At 60.4% G+C, this 18,336-nt stretch carries 16 protein-coding genes; 10 read left to right on the plus strand and 6 right to left on the minus strand.

The window, feature by feature from the left end; all coding sequences use genetic code 11:
* The first annotated feature begins 35 nt into the window (after positions 1-35).
* Together FCU40_RS06445 and FCU40_RS06450 are read left to right on the plus strand one after the other, a co-directional pair.
* The gene (locus FCU40_RS06445) at positions 36-1,151 is read left to right on the plus strand and encodes a TrbI/VirB10 family protein (RefSeq protein ID WP_168073786.1); all 1,116 of its coding nucleotides are present in this window, start codon (positions 36-38) and stop codon (positions 1,149-1,151) included.
* A 7-nt stretch (positions 1,152-1,158) separates the two neighbouring features.
* Entirely contained in the window at positions 1,159-1,395 is a 237-nt protein-coding gene (locus FCU40_RS06450; protein ID WP_041751096.1) for a DUF2274 domain-containing protein, read from the plus strand.
* Positions 1,396-1,417: 22 nt separating this feature from the next.
* Here FCU40_RS06450 and FCU40_RS06455 read toward each other — a convergent pair whose 3' ends face one another.
* From FCU40_RS06455 to FCU40_RS23160, 6 genes are all read right to left on the minus strand, one after another.
* Positions 1,418-2,305, minus strand: coding sequence for a LysR family transcriptional regulator (locus FCU40_RS06455; RefSeq protein WP_012047204.1), 888 nt, complete (start codon positions 2,303-2,305; stop codon positions 1,418-1,420).
* A gap of 51 nt (positions 2,306-2,356) precedes the next feature.
* Positions 2,357-4,084: a Na/Pi cotransporter family protein gene (locus FCU40_RS06460; RefSeq protein WP_206677307.1), complete on the minus strand. Its 1,728-nt coding sequence runs from the start codon at positions 4,082-4,084 to the stop codon at positions 2,357-2,359.
* Positions 4,085-4,128: 44 nt separating this feature from the next.
* Positions 4,129-6,249 carry a carbohydrate porin gene (locus tag FCU40_RS06465; protein WP_206677308.1) on the minus strand — a complete coding sequence of 707 codons (2,121 nt, stop codon included), beginning with the start codon at positions 6,247-6,249 and terminating at the stop codon, positions 4,129-4,131.
* A gap of 159 nt (positions 6,250-6,408) precedes the next feature.
* Complete coding sequence (locus FCU40_RS06470; protein WP_168073764.1) at positions 6,409-6,726, minus strand: hypothetical protein; 318 nt, start codon at positions 6,724-6,726, stop codon at positions 6,409-6,411.
* A gap of 703 nt (positions 6,727-7,429) precedes the next feature.
* The gene (locus FCU40_RS06475) at positions 7,430-9,058 is read right to left on the minus strand and encodes an NRAMP family divalent metal transporter (protein ID WP_168073766.1); all 1,629 of its coding nucleotides are present in this window, start codon (positions 9,056-9,058) and stop codon (positions 7,430-7,432) included.
* A 291-nt stretch (positions 9,059-9,349) separates the two neighbouring features.
* Complete coding sequence (locus tag FCU40_RS23160) at positions 9,350-9,571, minus strand: hypothetical protein (RefSeq protein ID WP_206677309.1); 222 nt, start codon at positions 9,569-9,571, stop codon at positions 9,350-9,352.
* Between the two features lie 61 nt (positions 9,572-9,632).
* On the opposite strand from FCU40_RS23160, the gene FCU40_RS06480 reads away from it, so the two are divergent.
* The 8 genes from FCU40_RS06480 (at position 9,633) to FCU40_RS06520 (ending at position 18,116) form a co-directional block, all read left to right on the plus strand.
* Positions 9,633-9,917, plus strand: a complete 285-nt coding sequence (locus tag FCU40_RS06480) for a metal/formaldehyde-sensitive transcriptional repressor (RefSeq protein ID WP_168073768.1) — start codon at positions 9,633-9,635, stop codon at positions 9,915-9,917.
* Positions 9,918-9,921: 4 nt separating this feature from the next.
* Complete coding sequence (locus tag FCU40_RS06485; RefSeq protein WP_241693556.1) at positions 9,922-11,112, plus strand: ATP-binding protein; 1,191 nt, start codon at positions 9,922-9,924, stop codon at positions 11,110-11,112.
* Positions 11,109-11,768 (plus strand): response regulator, encoded by a 660-nt coding sequence (locus tag FCU40_RS06490; protein WP_168073770.1) that lies wholly within the window; start codon positions 11,109-11,111, stop codon positions 11,766-11,768. Before FCU40_RS06485 ends, FCU40_RS06490 begins: the two co-directional genes overlap by 4 nt.
* Before the next feature lie 116 nt (positions 11,769-11,884).
* Entirely contained in the window at positions 11,885-12,469 is a 585-nt protein-coding gene (locus tag FCU40_RS06495; RefSeq protein WP_168073772.1) for a hypothetical protein, read from the plus strand.
* Between the two features lie 297 nt (positions 12,470-12,766).
* Positions 12,767-14,524 carry an ABC transporter permease subunit gene (locus FCU40_RS06500; protein ID WP_168073774.1) on the plus strand — a complete coding sequence of 586 codons (1,758 nt, stop codon included), beginning with the start codon at positions 12,767-12,769 and terminating at the stop codon, positions 14,522-14,524.
* Positions 14,525-14,539: 15 nt separating this feature from the next.
* Complete coding sequence (locus tag FCU40_RS06505; protein ID WP_168073776.1) at positions 14,540-15,844, plus strand: nitrate/sulfonate/bicarbonate ABC transporter ATP-binding protein; 1,305 nt, start codon at positions 14,540-14,542, stop codon at positions 15,842-15,844.
* A 1,771-nt stretch (positions 15,845-17,615) separates the two neighbouring features.
* The gene (locus tag FCU40_RS06515; protein WP_004620414.1) at positions 17,616-17,846 is read left to right on the plus strand and encodes a helix-turn-helix domain-containing protein; all 231 of its coding nucleotides are present in this window, start codon (positions 17,616-17,618) and stop codon (positions 17,844-17,846) included.
* 108 nt (positions 17,847-17,954) lie between these two features.
* Positions 17,955-18,116 carry a JAB domain-containing protein gene (locus tag FCU40_RS06520; protein ID WP_168073780.1) on the plus strand — a complete coding sequence of 54 codons (162 nt, stop codon included), beginning with the start codon at positions 17,955-17,957 and terminating at the stop codon, positions 18,114-18,116.
* Positions 18,117-18,336 lie beyond the last annotated feature (220 nt).

Raw genomic sequence — 18,336 nt, forward strand, 5'->3', positions numbered from 1 at the left:
TGGGGCCGAGCGCGGCCGCACGTCCGGCTGAGGAGATGCGCTTGCGCGCCAAGCGACCGCCGGTAACCCGGCTGTCCCGCAAGGTCCTGCTTGGCGTCGGTGCCGCCGCGGCCATTGGCATTGGAGGCGCACTGCTCTTCGCCTTGAAGCCGCAGCACCAGACAACCGGCGCCGAACTCTTCAACACCAACAACCGCAACACGCCAGATGGTCTCGCGAACCTGCCGCGCGATTATACGGGGCTGCCAAAGCCCGTGCCACAGCTTGGACCGCCGCTGCCCGGCGATCTCGGCAAGCCCATCCTCAACGCCGGCGCGCCTTCGCCCAGCATGCCAATGCCGGGACCGACACCGGAGGAGCAACGGCTCGCTCAGGAGATGGAAGCCGCCCGCACCAGTCATCTCTTCGCGACAACGAACGTCGTCGCGCCGAGCATGCCGATCGCGCCATCTCCAACGGCTCTCTCGCCGGGACTGACGCCGGCGAGCACATCGTCTGATCTCACGTCGCAAGATCACAAACTCGCATTCCTCAATGGCAACATCGACCGCAGAACAACGAGCCCCGATCGCGTCCAGCCGCCAGCAAGCCCCTATGTATTGCAGGCAGGCGCCGTAATTCCGGCATCGCTGATCACAGGCCTGCGGTCCGATCTGCCCGGACAGGTTACCGCGCAGGTGACCGAGGACGTCTACGACAGTCCGACGGGCAAGACCTTATTGATTCCGCAGGGGTCGCGCCTCGTCGGCCAGTATGATGCGCAGATCGCATTTGGCCAGTCGCGCGCCTTGCTCGTCTGGAACCGCCTCATCATGCCGAACGGCAAGTCGATCGTGCTCGAACGCCAGCCCGGCGCCGACACCGAAGGCTATGCCGGGCTTGAGGACGAGGTCGACAACCATTGGGGCATGCTGTTCAAGGCTGCGATCCTCTCCACCATCTTGTCCGTCGGCGCCGAGGCTGGAACGAGCAATAGTGAAAACAACCTTGCCCAGGCGATCCGGATGGGCGCGTCGCAGAGCTTCAACCAGGCTGGCGAACAGATCGTAGGCCGCTCCCTCAATATCCAGCCGACGATCACAATCCGGCCGGGCTTCCCCGTGCGGGTCATGGTCACACACGACCTGGTCCTCGAACCCTACAAAGGCTAGGTGCCCGATGAGCAAACTCAAACTAAGCGCATTGGAAGACGACAAACCGGTGAAGATGACGATCGAGCTGCCGGCGGCCGTTCATCGTGACCTCCAGGCCTATGCCGAAGCGCTCTCCCACGAGACCAACCAGAGCGGTATCGAGCCCGCCAAGCTGATTCCACCGATGCTGGCGCGCTTCATGGCGACGGACCGAGCCTTCCGAAAGACCCGCCGGACCTCGTCGTCGCAGAAGACATCGTGATGACGTGCCGAGGCTGCCTCTGCTAAAGCAGCCCGCGATCCTTCGCTTCATCGCGCATAAACGCGACAAACCGTCCTACAACGGGTTCTTCGCATTCAGGAAGCCACACGAGATTCACACAAAATGATGCGTTCGCCTCCGAAATCGGCCTGAAGACCACGTCAGGAAATCCGAGCTCGGCTTGGCTCTCTGCCGCGAGCGTCACGCCAAAGCCCGCTGCCACAAACGCGAGAATATATTGCTTGCTGGCGGCGTGCGATTGAAAGTCTACGTTCCTGCCAAGAAGCGAGGCGAAGAATTCGCGCTGCGCCTGACTTTCGCCCCAGCCTTCGACAAGAACCGTCTCGCCCGACAATTCCTTCCAACCAAGCGCCTTACGCCTCGCCAGGGAATGTTTCGCGGGAAGCGCCGCCATCAGCCGCTCACTATAGATGGGCAGCATCGCCGCATGCGGCCACAACGCGAAGCTCGGGACAAACGCGGCGTCAAGTCGTCGATCGGCCAGCGCGGCGGCGATCTCCCGTTCATGCATCTCGAATTGCACCACCGAAACACCAGGGTATCGTCCGTGCCAGCACCGCAACAAGTCCCCCAGAGGCTTTCCGATCGGCGGCATTCGTAGGCCCAGACGAATCTCGCCCGTCGTGCCAAGGCCGTTGTGATGACCTGCGGCCTTCACGGCATCGACTTCAGCGAGGACACGTCTAATGTGCCGCATGACCGTCTGTCCGCTCGGCGTGAGCCGCACACCGGCACGGTTGCGCTCGAAGAGGGTGAGGCCAAGCTCATCCTCAAGCCGTGCGATACGCCGACTGATCGTCGACGCATGCAGCCCGAGCACGAGCGCTGCACGCGCAAAGTTTCCTGCATCCACCGCCGCCGTCACAAACTGGAGGTCGGCGAGGTCCATGTCATAAGACCGCGGCGTGACGATCCTGCAAATTGATCGCGACCACCGCTATCATTGCGCGCCTTGCAGCTCGGATTCGTTGGCTTCTTCTTCTGCAGTTCCTTCTCGCGCCGGTGTCCCATCAGCGGTGCCGGCACCGTTCAGGATCGGATATGCCAGCGCTGCGATGTGCGAGTGAACGCGCCGGAGGTCTCTGACAATGCGCAGAAACTGACCGCCATCTTCGGCGACACGAGCGACTCCCTCGCCAGCATCCGCTCGCGCCGTGGTGGCCGCGACCCGCAGCAACTGCACATGGAGCGCGGTCGCACGCGCCTCCAGTCGCCGCAGAGCGCTCTTTCGCGAGATGAGCCGGTTCGCCTCGGCGGGATCACGGGTCAGAAACACTGCAAGCCCCATGTGGAGGCTTTCCAGGATTTCGGCATTCATCGAAACGATGAGATCGCGTTCGTCCTTCGCAAACGGCCTCCCCCGCTTGATCCGTTTGACCACGAATTCGATGAGGTTGTTGGCGACGACATCGCCAACGTGCTCGAGATTGATGACGGCTGACAATATCTCCTGGACCCGGGCGCCTTCGCTATCGTCATGCAACGGCTGCTCATTTCCGAGATCTGCCAGATAGCTGCGTATCGCGGCTCCAAGACGGTCGACAGACCGATCCATCCGGCTGATCGCGGTGGCGCGCCGAGGATCGTCTTGTTGGAACACCTCCGAAGCGCCCTTCAACATTGCTTCGACCATGTCGCCCATGCGAAGCGTCTCGCGCGCGGCATTCGCCAACGCGACGGTCGCCGCCCCTAATCCTGCCTCCTCCAAGTAGATTGGTTTTCCGGGATCATCAGGCGCCGGCGGGTCGGGAAGTACGCGGACGAGCAGCCGGGCCAGCCAATGAGACGGCCCGATAAACACCGCTGCAAGGATCAGGTTGAACGCGGTGTGGAAGTTCACCACGATCCGCCCCGGCGCAGGATCGATGTGGGCGAGAAGCGGCACGCATATTGCCAGCAACGGAAGCGTCACGACCGCGCCCACGATTCGAACCAGGCAGTTGCCGAGCGGAAGACGACGAGCAACCGGTGAACCCGCCTCAAAGAGTGCGGGCAATGTGCCGCCGATGTTGGCGCCGACAACGAACGCCAGCGCGCCGATCGGCGAAACGGTCTGACTCGCAGTCAGCGACACGATAAGAAGCACGACCGCCACGCTGGAATGACAAGCCCAGGTGAGCAGCGTTGCCACCAACACCGCAAGGAGAGGCTCGTTGCCGATTGCAGCGAGAACGTTTTTCAGCAAAGGCGCGTTCTCGATTGGCGCAAACTCATGCGCCATCCCCGACAAGGCCAGCAACATCAGTCCCAGCCCGATCGCGATTCGCCCGGCATTGCGCAGCCGATCATCGTCGAACGAGCGGAAAGCCATGACCCCGAGCAGGACCAAAGGAGGGCCGACGACACCGGCGTCGAACGACAGCACCTGCGTAACCAGCGTGGTTCCGACGTTGGCACCCAGCATCACCACCAAGGCGGGCCCGAGCCCGATAAGACCGTTCGCCGTAAATGCGGAGGCCATGAGACCCGTCGCGGTGCTGCTTTGCAGAAGCGCCGTAATGCCGACGCCGGCAAGAAACGCCCGCCACCGCCGCGTCAGATTGTGCTCCAGCCATATCCGAAGGACATGGCCGAAGCCCCGCTGGACGCCGGTCGTCACCATATGAGTGCCCCAAAGGAGCAATCCGACGTAGCCGGCGAGTTCGAATAGAACGACGGTCCCGGTCATCAGAACCATCCCCCGTCATCTGGCAAGTACACGCGGTCCATGGCTCAGAACTCCGCGTGAAGACGGCCAGAAAAGACCGACACCGGACCGCGGTCGGCGTTGTATGCAGGGTTGACGATCAGTTGGTAGTCGGCGGTGAAGGTGAGCCCGTTCCCGATCGCCAGCGCGTAATAGCTTTCGAAAATCCGCTCGGTGCTGTAGTTCAGCGCCCCATCACCGATCAGGAGTCCGTTTCCACCAGCGGCAAGGAAGTCGCGATGGGCCGCAGACAGCCCATTGATGGCCCCACCGATCCCGACGGTATCGTTCGGCCGACCCCAAGGATTGCCCTTGATCGAAACGCCGCCTGACACGCTTCGGTCAATGTCGGTGAACGACAGCGTCTCGTTTTGCCCATCGTTCCAGCTCACGCGACCGAAAACGCCGATCCCAGGCGCAATCTGCTGCTCCAAATTCGCGTAGAAGCCGTATTTCGGATTCACGTGGCGAATACTCGCCATCACCGTATTGATGTCTTGCGTGGAATCCTGGCTCTCGATTGCCAGGGCCTGGCGGTAGTTGCCCATGACACCCTGGGTGCCAAAGACGCCGAGCCGCAGTTTTCCAGGCTGGCCCGCGATGGCGTAACGCTGCTCGAACTCCACCACGGCGCCGCCCGTGTTGAATTTCAAGACATCGCTGTTGGGCTCGGACGGCACCTGAACGAATGCCGCGCGGACTGCCCAGTCCTTCTTATTCAATTCGACGATTGCGCCGCGCGTGTATCCGGGGAGATCCGCCGGGAAATCGTAAGCCGCGGACGACCACAGCGCCCAGTTCATGAAATCGGCGCGAGGATCGTGCGCATAGGTGTTGTTGTCAAAGAAATCGCCGATGGCAAAGCGTCCGACGATCACCGTGATGCGATCGATATCACGTTTGCCCGCGAGCTGGTTGGGACCGTCGGCGACGTCCTCTTGTTCGCCGCCGAGGCCAAAGGTCTGCTTGAAGTAATAGCGTTGCGGCCGAATCTTCGGGAATGCGGCTCCAGCCTTTTGTGCTTCGCCGTTCGGGAAGCCCGCCAGACCCAATGTCCCATTCAGGCCGAATCCCTGCGCCAGTTCGGGATTGAAATAGAACTCGCCGCCCTGCCACAGCCGGACGCCGATGAAGGCGGTCGTCGTCCACGTCTCGCGGACCTCGCCGCCTCCCGGCAAGCTGTTCGCACCCGCATAGGGGGAGCGGAAGCTTGGATATCCCTGCGCAATCACTGTCGTTTGCGCATGGACGTTCCAGTCACTCGAATCCGGCAAGCGTGGCGTCGCGCTCTGTGAGCCGGACGCCGCCCACGGCAGATCGTTGAAGTGGTAGTTCAGCCCGATTTTGGCGAGGTAAAGCCCGGGGGCAAGACGGGCGTTCGGCAGATCGAAGCGGCCCAGATCATAAGTAGCCGCAGAAAGATTCACATAGTCGTACTCGACTTTCGCCGTCCAATTGCCGCTCAACGCGAATTCCGCACCGAGGCCTGCGGTCCAGCCCGTCTGATAGCGGCCGAGTTGCGCACCGCTGCCGTCGTTGACCTCGATATGACCATGCCCCCAGGCGAAGCCACCCGTGACATAGGGCATCCACCGATCAAATGCGTAACCCACTCGGCCGCGCGCGGTGCCTACGTAGTCGACCGTAGAATTGAACGGCGCCGGCGCCAACGCCGGCTCGTCGGTCGGGCTCGTGAACGACGCGTCGGCTTCAACACCGAGCACCAGATGATTGTCGAGTTGCCGGTTATAGCCGACCTGAAAACCACCAATGAGGCCGGTCGGACTATGAGGCAGGAAGACGCCCTGCTCAGGCTTGGGGCGGGAGTCATCGCCCAAGCGGCCGCCACCGTAGCCGAAGTGACCACCGACATAAAAGCCGGTCCAGTCATAAACCCTCTTCATTTCGGCCTCGCTGGGCGGCCGATCCGCTTTGGTCCGAACATCAAGACGCCGTTCCGTGCCCAAGCGGTCGGCGCCGGCCGGAATCTCCTGGGCGTGCGCGTTTCCCGCGCCTGTCGCGGCGACAAGCAGCAGAACGGGGAAGCAGGCGCGCGCCGACAGACCGCGTCGACCGAACCGCGGTTCACGGCCGTAATTCCGTACAGGCGCATCCTTCTTGCGAACTTCAATTTCATCACAGATCATCAGCAGCTCCACTGATCACGGGACGAGCAAGCCATCTCGTGATCGACGTGAGGCCGCTCTATTTTCGGGGTATTGGGGGGCTGCGTGAGTATTCACTCACGCAGCAACTAGGAGGTTCGGGCATGGTTGATTCCTTTCGATTTGGTACGCAAAGTTTGCTCACCAGCGATCTGTTCTAAAACGCTCCCGCTGCCGCAGGCGGATACTTTGCCGATTGACCTGCGCCGCCATGCGCAAAAGCGCCTTTGCTTGCGCAACGGGAATCAAGCGCTCCCGCGCGAGTTGAAAGGCAGTGCGGGCGAGCCAATGGGCAACCGCCGCCAACAGCCCGCCGACCCGCAGACGGACAGCAACTCGAAGTGCGGCGCTTGAGCGTCCCCGCGTTTTCACGATGTCCCGTCGCCGCTCGGTCACCAACCGGCTGCCGAATGCGCTTCTTTCGCCATGAAAGAATTCAGCTCGCTTTCTCATTTGCATTGCACGTCTCCTCAGTAGACTTCGCTGCTGGCCGACCGAGCCAGGTCAGTTGGACTCACCCCACATTGCGCTTCGACGGCGGGCTCGCTCGGACTTCCAAATGCGCCACGACCTCCTCGAGAGGCGCGACGAAAGGCGAAACGCCGCGAACGCGCCACGCCTGTTCAGAAACCCCTCCCGCACAAGAATGCGCGCGACCCTCACAACCCAGATCGCACCGAACAGGCAGGCCCGTTCTTCCAAGTGGCGCGCGATTGACCGCGGAGAGCGCATCAGCGCTTCCCGCCGGTTTCGTTGCGACCGAGCCTTTGCCGGATTCGCACGTGGCTCTGGTCCACCCATGCGAGAGCGGATCGCGCAAACGGGCCTTTCGGCACGTGTTTGAGAACAAGGACCTCCACTTTCCCGAGCCACCAGAGCTGCAGCCGAACGCTGATAGGCCGCTCCCGATGCTGGATCTTGCGGGTCATCATGGCTGCCTCCGCCAAACAGAGCCGATAAGCTCACGACCTCCAGCCCAACAGAGCCGTCGCGCTCTCTGAGGGCCGCAAGCGTGCAGGCGCGCAACCACAGCTCCGGATCGGCAAACGGGGCGAAACCCGATACAAGCCGGTCCCAGATTGTTGGTCGGCGCCGGCCAGACGCCGCAGTCGTCGAGTGAGGCCGCAGCGATGTGGAATGACGTATGCACATGCTCCCCCCTTCACCGGCCGATGAGCGAAAGCTGCACGATCCGCACGAGGACAAGCCCGCCGGCCAAGATCAGATAGCCGCGCAAGACCAGCATCCAGAGACGAGTCATCGGCGTCATCCGAGCTGACGGAAGCTCATCCAGCGGCGGCATGCGGTACGTCGCGCGCACCATCTCGTTCTTCGCGCTGGCCGGCTCTTCGCGGTGGATGAAGAGGAAGGCGACAGCGACGGCGAGCGTGAATACGCCTCCGATCCCGAGTATCGCGAGAATCGTGCTCTCGCTCATGTTTGGATACAGCACCGATGCGGTCAGGATGATTGACAGCATCACGAGGACACCGACGACGGCGCCGGTGAACAGGTTCATCCACCGCCCATTGATCCACGGACCCAGAACGGCTTTGTCGTTGCAAAGCAGCAGCAGGAACACGGTGGCGCTCGGTAGCAACACGCCGGCCAGAGTCTGCACGGCGTTGGTCAGCAGGCCGAGCGGCATGCCGGGGGTCAAAACCAGCGCAGCAGCCAACGTAACGAGGCCGCCATAGACCGCATAGAAGCCCTTGGCGTCCTGGGGCTTGCGATGCAGCGAATGCCGCAGCGACAGCACATCGCCTATCGCGTAGGCCGTCGACAGCGAGACCGCCATCGCGCCGATCACGCTGGCATCGAGCAGCGCAAGGGCGAAGAAGACGCCAGCCGTCTTCCCGACATAGGCGCCAAGCCCGGCAGCCACGGCTCCGGCGTCCTGGAAATTCCCGAACTCCGGACGACCTGCGAACGTCGCTGCGGTGAACGCCATCATCGCCACTGCGCCGATGACGACCAGCACAATGCCAAGGACGAGATCGATGCGCCCGTAGCTCAGAAAGCGCGTCGTGATGCGCTTGTCGATCACATAGCTCTGCTGGAAGAAGAGCTGCCAGGGCGCGACCGTTGTCCCGACAATGGCAATGATCAGGAGCATCACCTCGCTCAGCTTCCCGCCTTCAGGAAACTGCGGCACGACGAGATCATGGGCGATCTGGCTGACCGGGGGATGAACCCAGACGAGCACCGGCACCAACAGAAGACTGCCGAAAACGAGAAACAGCGAAAATCTTTCGAATCGCCGGAAATTGCCCGTCCCAGCCGCGGCGATAATGACGGCCGCTGCGGCAATGACGCCTACGCCTCGCGGAAGCCCGAGGTACTCGAGCGCCAGACTGATTCCGATGAACTCGGTGACGATGGTCAGAGCATTCAGCAAGAAAAGGTCGACAACGCTGAAGGCGCCCCAGAACTTGCCAAACCGTTCGAGAATGAGCCGCGCGTGGCCGACGCCCGTCACCGAGCCGAGCCGCAAAACCATTTCCTGGTTCACGTACAGGACGGGAATGAGCAGGATGAGCGTCCACAACAGCGAGGTGCCATAGTTCTGGCCCGCCTGCGTGTAGGTGCCGAAGGCGCCGGCATCGTTGTCACCGACCATGACGATCAGGCCCGGTCCAAGGATTGCCAGCAGCGTCATCAAACGAGCACGCCAACCGTTCCTGGGACCCGTATCGTTCTTCTTGATTGTGCCGAGCGCGCCTTTGATGTCGCCGATATGCGCTTCATCCAGCACAGCGTGACGCACGGGAGTATCGAGGTTAGACAGCATGATTAACCGCCTTTGAAATGGCGTTGACTTGAGGGTTCTTGCGTTGGAGCGGTCGTGCGGGTCGACCTGTCGCGCACGACACGCGATCGCGCTCAGTCCGGTGACAGAAACCACCGGCATTCGAGGCGCCCTCCCGCCGTCAGTCGCCAACGGGCTGTCAACCGCGGGCGCCTGCGCTTGAAAGAGAGAACCGAGCAGTTCGCTGGAGAAGTGACGCCTTGCGGACGCACACTGGAAAACTGGAAGGTCATTTTTTGCCTCCTGATGCCTGGGCTCAGGAGGCGGCACGCATCAAAGCAGCGCGAAGTGGATCGCGCGGCCCTCGACAATCGTGTCGTCGCCCTGAGCGTAGCCGAGCTGCAGCGAAACGAGAGCAGACGTCGAGCGTCTACTGTCGCATTCGTCGGCCAGACTGCTAGGTCGCGGGTTCATAGCGATCCCTTGCTGTGCCAATGGAAAATCCAGCCCACCATAGGCTGGACCTTGGCGCGTGAAATCGTTGCCGGTCTTCACAGCGCCACGGTTTTGATATATACCCAAGGGGGTATATTGCAACTATACCCGGGTATACGAAATGGGCAGATCGCACGTCGTTGCCGAGAAGCAGCGACTCCTTAACCGTGTCCGCCGCTTGCGCGGCCAGGTCGACGCATTAGAGCGGGCTCTCATCACCGACGAAGCCTGTGACGACGTCATGCGCCTGGTCACTGCAACCCGCGGAGCGATCAACGGAATCATGGCGGAAGTTATCAACGGCCACATCCGCACCCACATGGTCGACCCCAACCGCGCGCCCAGCCAGAGCGAGCGAAACGCCGCGGACGAGTTGGTCAGTGTCCTGCGAACATATCTTAGGTGATGTAATGATGCCGCCCCACGCCAAAGCTCAGGGCGTTGACGAGCCGAACGCGCCCGCACACCCGAACCGTGCGCGCCGCTTTGCTCGGCCATGGGCATACTTTGTCTCCCGCCTGGACCCGCGACCACAGGCCCTCTTCTCGCCGATGCTACCGATCTTCACGGCAGCACTCGCCATCGCCATCTTCATTTTCGACACGGTCACACCCTACGAGATCGCGGCCGCGAGCCTCCAGGTCGTGGTCGTCCTCCTGTCCCTGCGCTTTTGCCGGAAGCAAGGCGTCATCTTCGTGTCGCTAGGCTGTGCCGCGCTCAGCATCCTCAGCGCCGTACTTACCATCGTGAGCTATGTTCCAACCGCCGGGAGCACCTTCAGTCTCGGTGTCATCAACACGTCGATCAGTCTGACTGCGATCGCAGCAACTGCTTACCTCGCGCTGGCTACCGAGACCGCCCGCCAGACGGCTGAACGCGCGCAAGCGCACCTCGCCCACGTGGCTCGTCTGACAACACTTGGCGAGCTTTCCGCCTCAATCGCTCACGAGCTGAACCAACCCCTGACGGCGGTCATCACGAATGCGAATGCCGCCACACGCTGGATCCGCAGTGAGCCGCCAAATCCGCAGAAGGTCACGAGTTCGATCGAAAGCATCGTCGAAGACGCACGGCGCGCGAGTGAGATTATCGCTCGAATTAGAGCCCTGACCACACGCGCTGAACCCCAAAACGCATGGGTCGACATCAACGCGGTGATACAAGAGGTGCTTGTCCTCATCCAGTCTCAGTTGAACGAAAACCGCATCGTGGTCCGAGCTGAACTTAACAACGGCCTGCCGAGCGTCTTCGGTGACCGAATCCAATTACAGCAAGTCGTTCTCAACCTCATCGTCAACGCCATCGACGCAATCGGTGCTGCGCAAGCAGACCTCCGAGAAATTCGCATTAAATCCCGCAAGACACGGCCGAGTGGCGTCGAGGTCAGCATTGAGGACACCGGCGGCGGACTGACTACGACTGATGTCAATCAGATCTTCGATGCATTCTTTTCGACGAAGACCGGAGGCATGGGCATCGGTCTCTCGATCTGCCGCTCGATCATTGAAGCTCATCATGGCCGCATCTGGGCCGAAAAGGGCGAGCCTTCAGGAGCCACCTTCCACTTCACGCTGCCTGGGACTCAGGAGGCAAACCAATGAACCTCGGCGCTCCAGCCACCCGCACTCAGAAATTAACCGTGGCGATCGTGGATGACGATCCGTCCGTCCGGAAAGCCATTAGCAATCTATGTGAATCCGAAGGGTTCGACGTCGTGGCGTTCTCCTCTACGGCCGAATTCTTGCGCTGGTCGATTCCGGAGACACCCGTCTGCATGGTCTTGGACGTCCGCATGCCGGGCGAAAACGGGCTGAATTTTCAAGTCGAGTTAGCGAAGTCTCACGCTGAAATTCCGATCGTGTTTGTCACGGCGCACGGTGACATTCCGATGTCTGTCCGCGCCATGAAGGCTGGCGCCATCGAATTCCTGACAAAGCCGTTCAGGGATCAGGACCTCCTCGACGCCATCAACGGCGGCTTGGCGAAAAGTCGTATGCGCCGTAACGCGCTCGAGATGAATGCCGAATTGGAAGCTCGATACCAATCGCTGTCCAATCGCGAGCGAGAGGTGATGGATCTGATTACAAAGGGTCAACTCACGAAGCAGATTGCGGCAACACTCAACCTTAGCGAAATCACCGTTAAGGTCTGCCGCCGGCAAATCATGACGAAGATGCAGGCGAATTCCATGCTCGACCTCGGACGCATGTCAGAGAAACTGGAAAGGATGAGAAGCGGACCTGCGGAGCACCGGTAGAAGAAGCCACGCTCGGATCGCTGCTGCTCGATATACCCGAGGATAGTTGTGCGACGAGCTGATTTGTCGCAACGCTCTATCGGAGTCGTACCTCCGAGAAGAAAAGGGCGGAGATCGTGCCCCACACCGCCACGTTAGGACATAGGGCCCAAGCGATCCTGGCGGTGTTCGCACAGCTCCACAAGAGCGCCGGCGATACTCTGAGATACGACGAGATCACCGATTATATTGGCGACGCTCACGTCCGAAAACTCGGTCAGCAAGAGCTGACTCGCGAAGGCCTCGTTGTTGAACACCAATATACGCTTGAACTCACCTCGACCGGCCGAGCGGCGATCACCTCGCTATTCGGGCCGAGCGGCCGACTCGCTCCCAGGCTTTTGAACGGGATCGAAACAACGACGATCAACAACCATAAGATCAAGGCTTGGCCACGAGAACCTGACAATCCGAGCATCCGCTACGTCGTGAAGCGCTTTGCGTTAAAGCTCGCAATACTTCTCGTCTTTGCCCTTGCGCAAATACCGTCGCGATGGGGTTTCGGTTACGCCTTCGTCGCTTTGACGGCGTTATCGGGCATGATCTGCATTGGTCTGGCGCTCGTGCGTCGTGAGGCCTGGACGCTCGCGCGCCTGAACTACTGGCACGAAGCCGTCGCGTTTCTTGCTCTTGCATTGAGCGGCTGGACTACGATGCGCTGAACACCGGCGAATCCGCGCGGCGGACGGCCAAAGCGCCACGCCGAATATACCCGAGTATATTCTTCAGACACTTTTCGAGCGAAGAACGCCTCCGGGTATAAGTAGCGCAAACAACGATCGCACTCTATAGACACAGCAAATCTGCTTGGCGGGACTCGTCTATCCTCGCTTGAGCAGTTCTAGGAAACCGAACGATGCCGAACGACGGTAGTCGACAGCTTACGCCGCCACGGACGTTTCGCCGAGCCTAGACAAGAGCTCGCTCGTGACGGCCGGCACGGCTGACACGAGGGCGCCATGGTCTTTCTTTCCAGGAGTGACGGCAAACACCGCCATTTCGATAGGAGCTTGGCGCCTCGTCTCGCCGGGCCAAGTTGGGCAGACCTCGCCGCCATCGCCCTTGTGGTAGTCATCGCATTGCTCGTCATTGTCGGGGTTGGCCAAATGCGCCAACCGCTGACGGCTCTCAATGCCGCGCCCGTCGACCTTCAGCTCCTGCACCTTCCTGAATATGCACTTCTCTCGACCCTGCGCATGTTCGGGGCACTTGCGGCATCTCTGATATTCACTCTGACTGTTGCGACCCTCGCAGCAAAAAGCCGCAAAGCCGAACTGATCATCGTTCCTGCTCTCGACATTCTACAGTCGGTTCCGGTGCTCGGCTTTCTGACGTTCACCGTCATGTTCTTCATGAACTTATTTCCTGGGCGCCAGCTTGGGGTCGAGTGCGCCGCGATTTTTGCGATCTTCACAAGCCAAGCCTGGAACATGGCGTTCAGCTTCTACCAGTCGCTTCGCACGGTCCCGAAGGATCTCGACGAGGTGAGCCGGCAGTTTGGCTTTTCGTCCTGGCGCAGATTTGTGCGCCTCGAGCTTCCGTTCGCCATGCCAGGTCTGGTCTGGAACGCCATGATGTCGATGTCGGGAGGATGGTTCTTCGTTGTCGCCTCGGAAGCGATCGCGGTTGGCAACACGACGATCGCATTGCCCGGTATCGGCTCCTGGTTGGCGCTCGCAATTGAGCGGAAAGATTTCGGCGCTGTCGCCTGGGCAGTCTTCGCAATGGCCGTCGTCATCGTCCTCTACGACCAGCTCATATTCCGACCAATCGTCGCTTGGGCTGACAAGTTCAGATTCGAGCAAACCGCGTCGCGTGAACGACCGCGCTCCTGGGTATACGACCTCGCACGCCGCACGCGCCTTCTGCCGTCGATCATCGAGCTTCTGCTGGTGGCTGGCCGAAGCCTGAGTGCGCTGAGCTGGTCGGCCCCACCTGGACGTCAAACGCTCCGCGCCAACAAACACATCATTCGTGTCCCCGACGGCCTCTGGATCGGTTTCATCGCCGTGGTCTGCTCCGGCGCATCGCTCTGGCTGCTGCGCTTTATTTCGACATCCCTGACAGCGGCGGACATCATATCAATTGTTGGCCTGGGCTTCGCGACCTTGGTTCGTGTCGCCGTCCTCATTGCGATCGCCAGCATCATTTGGGTGCCGATAGGCGTCTGGATCGGATTACGCCCGGCCTGGTCCGAGCGCCTTCAACCCGTCGCCCAATTCCTGGCCGCCTTCCCGGCCAATGTGCTGTTTCCCTTCGCGGTCGTGATCATCATCGGGCTGAGGCTTGATCCGAACATCTGGCTTTCGCCGCACATGATTCTGGGCACGCAATGGTACATTCTCTTCAATGTCATTGCTGGAGCTAGCGCACTTCCTAACGATCTGAGGGAAGCGGCGCGGACGTTTAACATGCGCGGCCTGCAATGGTGGCGCCAAGTCGCCTTGCCCGGCATTTTTCCCTACTTCGTGACCGGCGCGCTCACAGCGTCAGGCGGGTCGTGGAACGCCAGCATCGTCGCCGAATCCGTTTCCTGGGGCGACAAACGTCTGCAGGCCACTGGTCTCGGCTCCTTCATCGCCGACGCGACCGCTGCTGGCGACTTGCCGCGGGTCGCCGTCGGCATCGTCGTGATGTCGGCCTTCGTCGTCACCCTCAATCGCACGCTTTGGCGCCCACTCTATCGGTACGCCGAGCGCCGGCTGCGGTTCGATTAAGAGGAGGATCAGTTCATGGTTGTCATTGAGAGCCGCAATTTAGTCGAAGTGCAGAAAGTCCGCCAGGTCTACGGAAAGTCCGGGGGACCCGATTTCCTGGTCCTCGACGACGTTGATCTCACCCTCAAAGAGAATGAAATCGTCGGGCTGCTCGGCCGATCCGGCTCCGGCAAATCGACGCTGCTCCGGTCCATTGCCGGCCTCGTGACGCCGACACAGGGCGTCATTGAGTTTCCCAAAATCGAAGACGGACAGCGCGCCACCGTTTCGATGGTATTTCAAACCTTCGCGCTTTTTCCATGGCTCACGGTCTTACAGAACGTTGAAGTCGGCCTCGAGGCGAAGAACGTGCCCCCGACTGACCGACGCAAGCGCGCGTTGGCGGCGATCGACCTCATCGGCTTGGACGGTTTCGAAAGCGCTTATCCGAAAGAGCTGTCGGGCGGCATGCGCCAACGCGTCGGCTTGGCGCGAGCATTGGTTGTCGATCCGGACATCCTGCTCATGGACGAACCATTCTCTGCCCTTGACGTGCTAACCGCGGAAACGCTGCGCACGGATCTTCTCGACCTTTGGTCCGAAGGGCGCATGCCAATCAAATCGATCCTGATCGTCACCCACAATATCGAAGAGGCGGTGCTGATGTGTGACCGCATCTTGCTCTTTTCCTCAAATCCCGGACGCGTCATCGGCGAAATCAAGGTGGAGATTCCGCAGCCACGCAACCGACAGGACCCGACCTTCCGTGCGCTGGTCGAACAGATCTACGTCCGCATGACGCAAAAGAACGACGACAGTCAACCCCGAGACGGCCTCTTTCCGGGATCCGGCATAGGGATGGCTCTTCCTGTTGTTTCGACGAATGCGTTGGCCGGTCTGATCGAGGCCATAAATGCAGAACCCAATAACGGCCGAGCCGATCTGCCCGAACTTGCGAGCGGTCTCCTCTATGAGACCGACGATCTATTTCCGATAGCAGAGGTTCTGCAGTTGCTCCGCTTCGCCGAATTGGTAGGTGGGGACATCAAACTTCTTCCGGCGGGCAAACGCTATGCACTGGCCGATGTCGATGAACGCAAGAAGATCTTTGCGCAGCAGCTTCTCAGTTATGTGCCCCTGGCCGCACACATCCGGCGCGTCCTCGACGATCGCCCAAGTCACAAATCCCAAGCCCGGCGTTTTCACGACGAGCTCGAAGACTTCATGTCCGAAAGCTACGCCAGCCGAACACTTAAGGCAGTGACGCAATGGGCGCGATACGCGGAGGTCTTTGCCTACCACGAAACCACCGATCTGTTCAGTCTCGATGACCCAACTTAGACGAAAACCGACCAGACACCGAAAGCAACACAGAGTCGCGCCTTGAATTTGGCGACGCATCCCGCACTTTGGGAGCATGTTATGACCAGCTATATCCGTATTGCGCGCAACTTAGCGACCGGCACTAGGCAAGCGCTATTTTCGTTCTTTGAGCCACAGTTACGCACGCTCTGTACAGCTCAGGTCAACACCCCGAATACAGTTCCACAACGGTGCGCGCGCGACGGTTTCGATTCCGCCCAGCGACTGGCGCGGTCCTCCCTTGGATCAGATTTCTACGACCGCGAGCCACCAAGACGTTCCGGCAACACGGGCCGGCGCGCCCGAGCAGGCCGTCGCCCCGTCCGATTACAGCTTTGGCTGGCAGGCGTCGTGCTGGCGAGTGCGGACCGTCTCTGTCATGCAACGCTGTGGCTGTACCGTCGCCGCTTGGTCGACGCACGCTTTACCAAGGCAACACTCCGCGCCTCGCATCGCATTCGCGCCTGGGGATTCAAGCTTGCATTTCGATGAGGCGCCGCAAGGCGGAAAGCTGCCATCTTGTGCGAGGTCATCATGGTTTCCAGGCCTGGTATTGGCACGCACGGCAATCTCGACCGCTCTTCTCGCGCAGGCGGTTCGCATACAGCCACACAATATACCTCGGTATACGACTCGGTGCCCTCGGGAGGGCTAGCTAAATCGCGGGAAGGAATTGAAATCAATGCAACCCTATGAACGGTGGCACTCGACAGTTCATAGGCTCTCTGAACGTTTGAGGCTGCTCGATATATGAGCAATCCGATAAACAATTCCAGCGGTCGGCGGGATGTCCCCGCAAACGATCGCCGCAACTCTCCGCGCCGGCGCACACTCCTCGCAGGCCGAATAATTTTCAATCAGCAATCCTCGGTCATCAATTGCATGGTGCGAAATGTTTCGGAGTCCGGCGCCCGTCTCGAAGTCGAGCCCTCGATCCACATCCCGGACAAGTTTGAGCTGGACGTACCGAGTGCCGGCATAACGATGTCATGCCGCATAATCTGGCGCCGCGGGAATCTCGCCGGAGTTTCAAGAGAATGAGCACGCCTAAAGTGGTCTGATACGGGCGAGCAGGTAAGAGCGCCTCATCCCTCAGCGCCTGCGCATTCTCAGCAAGCCAGCGCAACAAGATGAAAGCGATCGCGATAGGGATTCGACAGTGAGTGCTACGCAAATAACGCTTGTTGCAAATCTTTTCACCATGATCGTCGTCGTTATTGCCGCCATAAAGCGCCCGATTCCAAGTTACATTGCCTTGGCTACATTGTCCGTCATCGTCTCGATTGTATGTGGGTACGAGGTAATTACGGGAAAGGCCACGATATTTGCGACGTTGGCTACCTTCGCTCTGGTTATCCTCATAATGATCCGAATAAGTCTAAATAAGCTGCGCCGGTAGGCAATCTCTTCTCGAATGCGGCCGGGTAGGCTGACGAGGCCGCCCCCAAGACGCGCAATATCACGGATCGGCGCCGACCGATTGGCGTGAAGGCGGGATGGGCCAAGAGGTCCGGGTGGCATGTCTCGTACGATGGCCATCCGATTTCTAACCTCGCCTATCCTGCGGCCCCATCGCAATCAACAACGACTTCCCACAAGCCGCATCAACTCTCATCTTGCTCGTGCGCCATCGTGACGAGCCGGGACGAGCACCTCCACAATGTGACGGAGACATGCGCAGGCTTCCGCTCGATGCGCGACCGGTGACCAAATCCCGGGTCATAGTCTTGGATTTACGACGGAGGTGCAGATGGCCGAAGAGAAATTTCTGACCACCGAAGAGGTCTCCGAGCGATACCGCGGTCAGATCTCTGTCGGCACCCTTCGCAATTGGCGAGCACAGCGCGTCGGTCCGCCATACATCAAAATCGGCAAGTCGGTGCTTTACCCCGTGCCTGGACTCGAGGATTGGGACAAAAAGAATCTCGTGATCTGCCGTGCTTCGCATAAACTCATTGAGACAGAGGCTGAACGAAAGTGAATGTCACGCAACTTCACGATCTACCGACCCCAAACTCATACCCCCACCCCCTCGGGAATTACCAGAAACTATCATTAATTCAATAGGTTACCGCATACGGCGCGGTTGATGCACAACCACCCCTCCGGCGACCCGACGCCGTCGCGGCCCGACATCGACATGACCCGGCAGATCGTCGAGGCCGGCAAAGCCCTGAAGATCGCCGTCCACGACCATCTGGTCGTCGGCCGCGAGGGCGTGGCCAGCTTCAAGGCGCTGGGGCTGATCTGACTTGATGCATCTGGAGCCGAGACACCCGTCCGATCCGGACCTCGGCTTGACGCCCCTCGACGAAACCTAGAGCGTCGGCGCGCCTGCTTTTGCTCCGGAGTCGTCCATGCGTCGTCTGCTCACCGTCCTCCTCGGCTCGGCCGCCCTGTTGGGCGGTATGGCCCACGCCGCCGACAAGAAGGCTGCTGAAAAGCCCGGCGAGGTTCCCCCAAGCGGCGTG

Origin of the sequence: Caulobacter sp. SSI4214, from assembly GCF_012184455.1 — a bacterium.
Taxonomy (GTDB): Bacteria; Pseudomonadota; Alphaproteobacteria; order Caulobacterales; family Caulobacteraceae; genus Caulobacter; species Caulobacter vibrioides_E.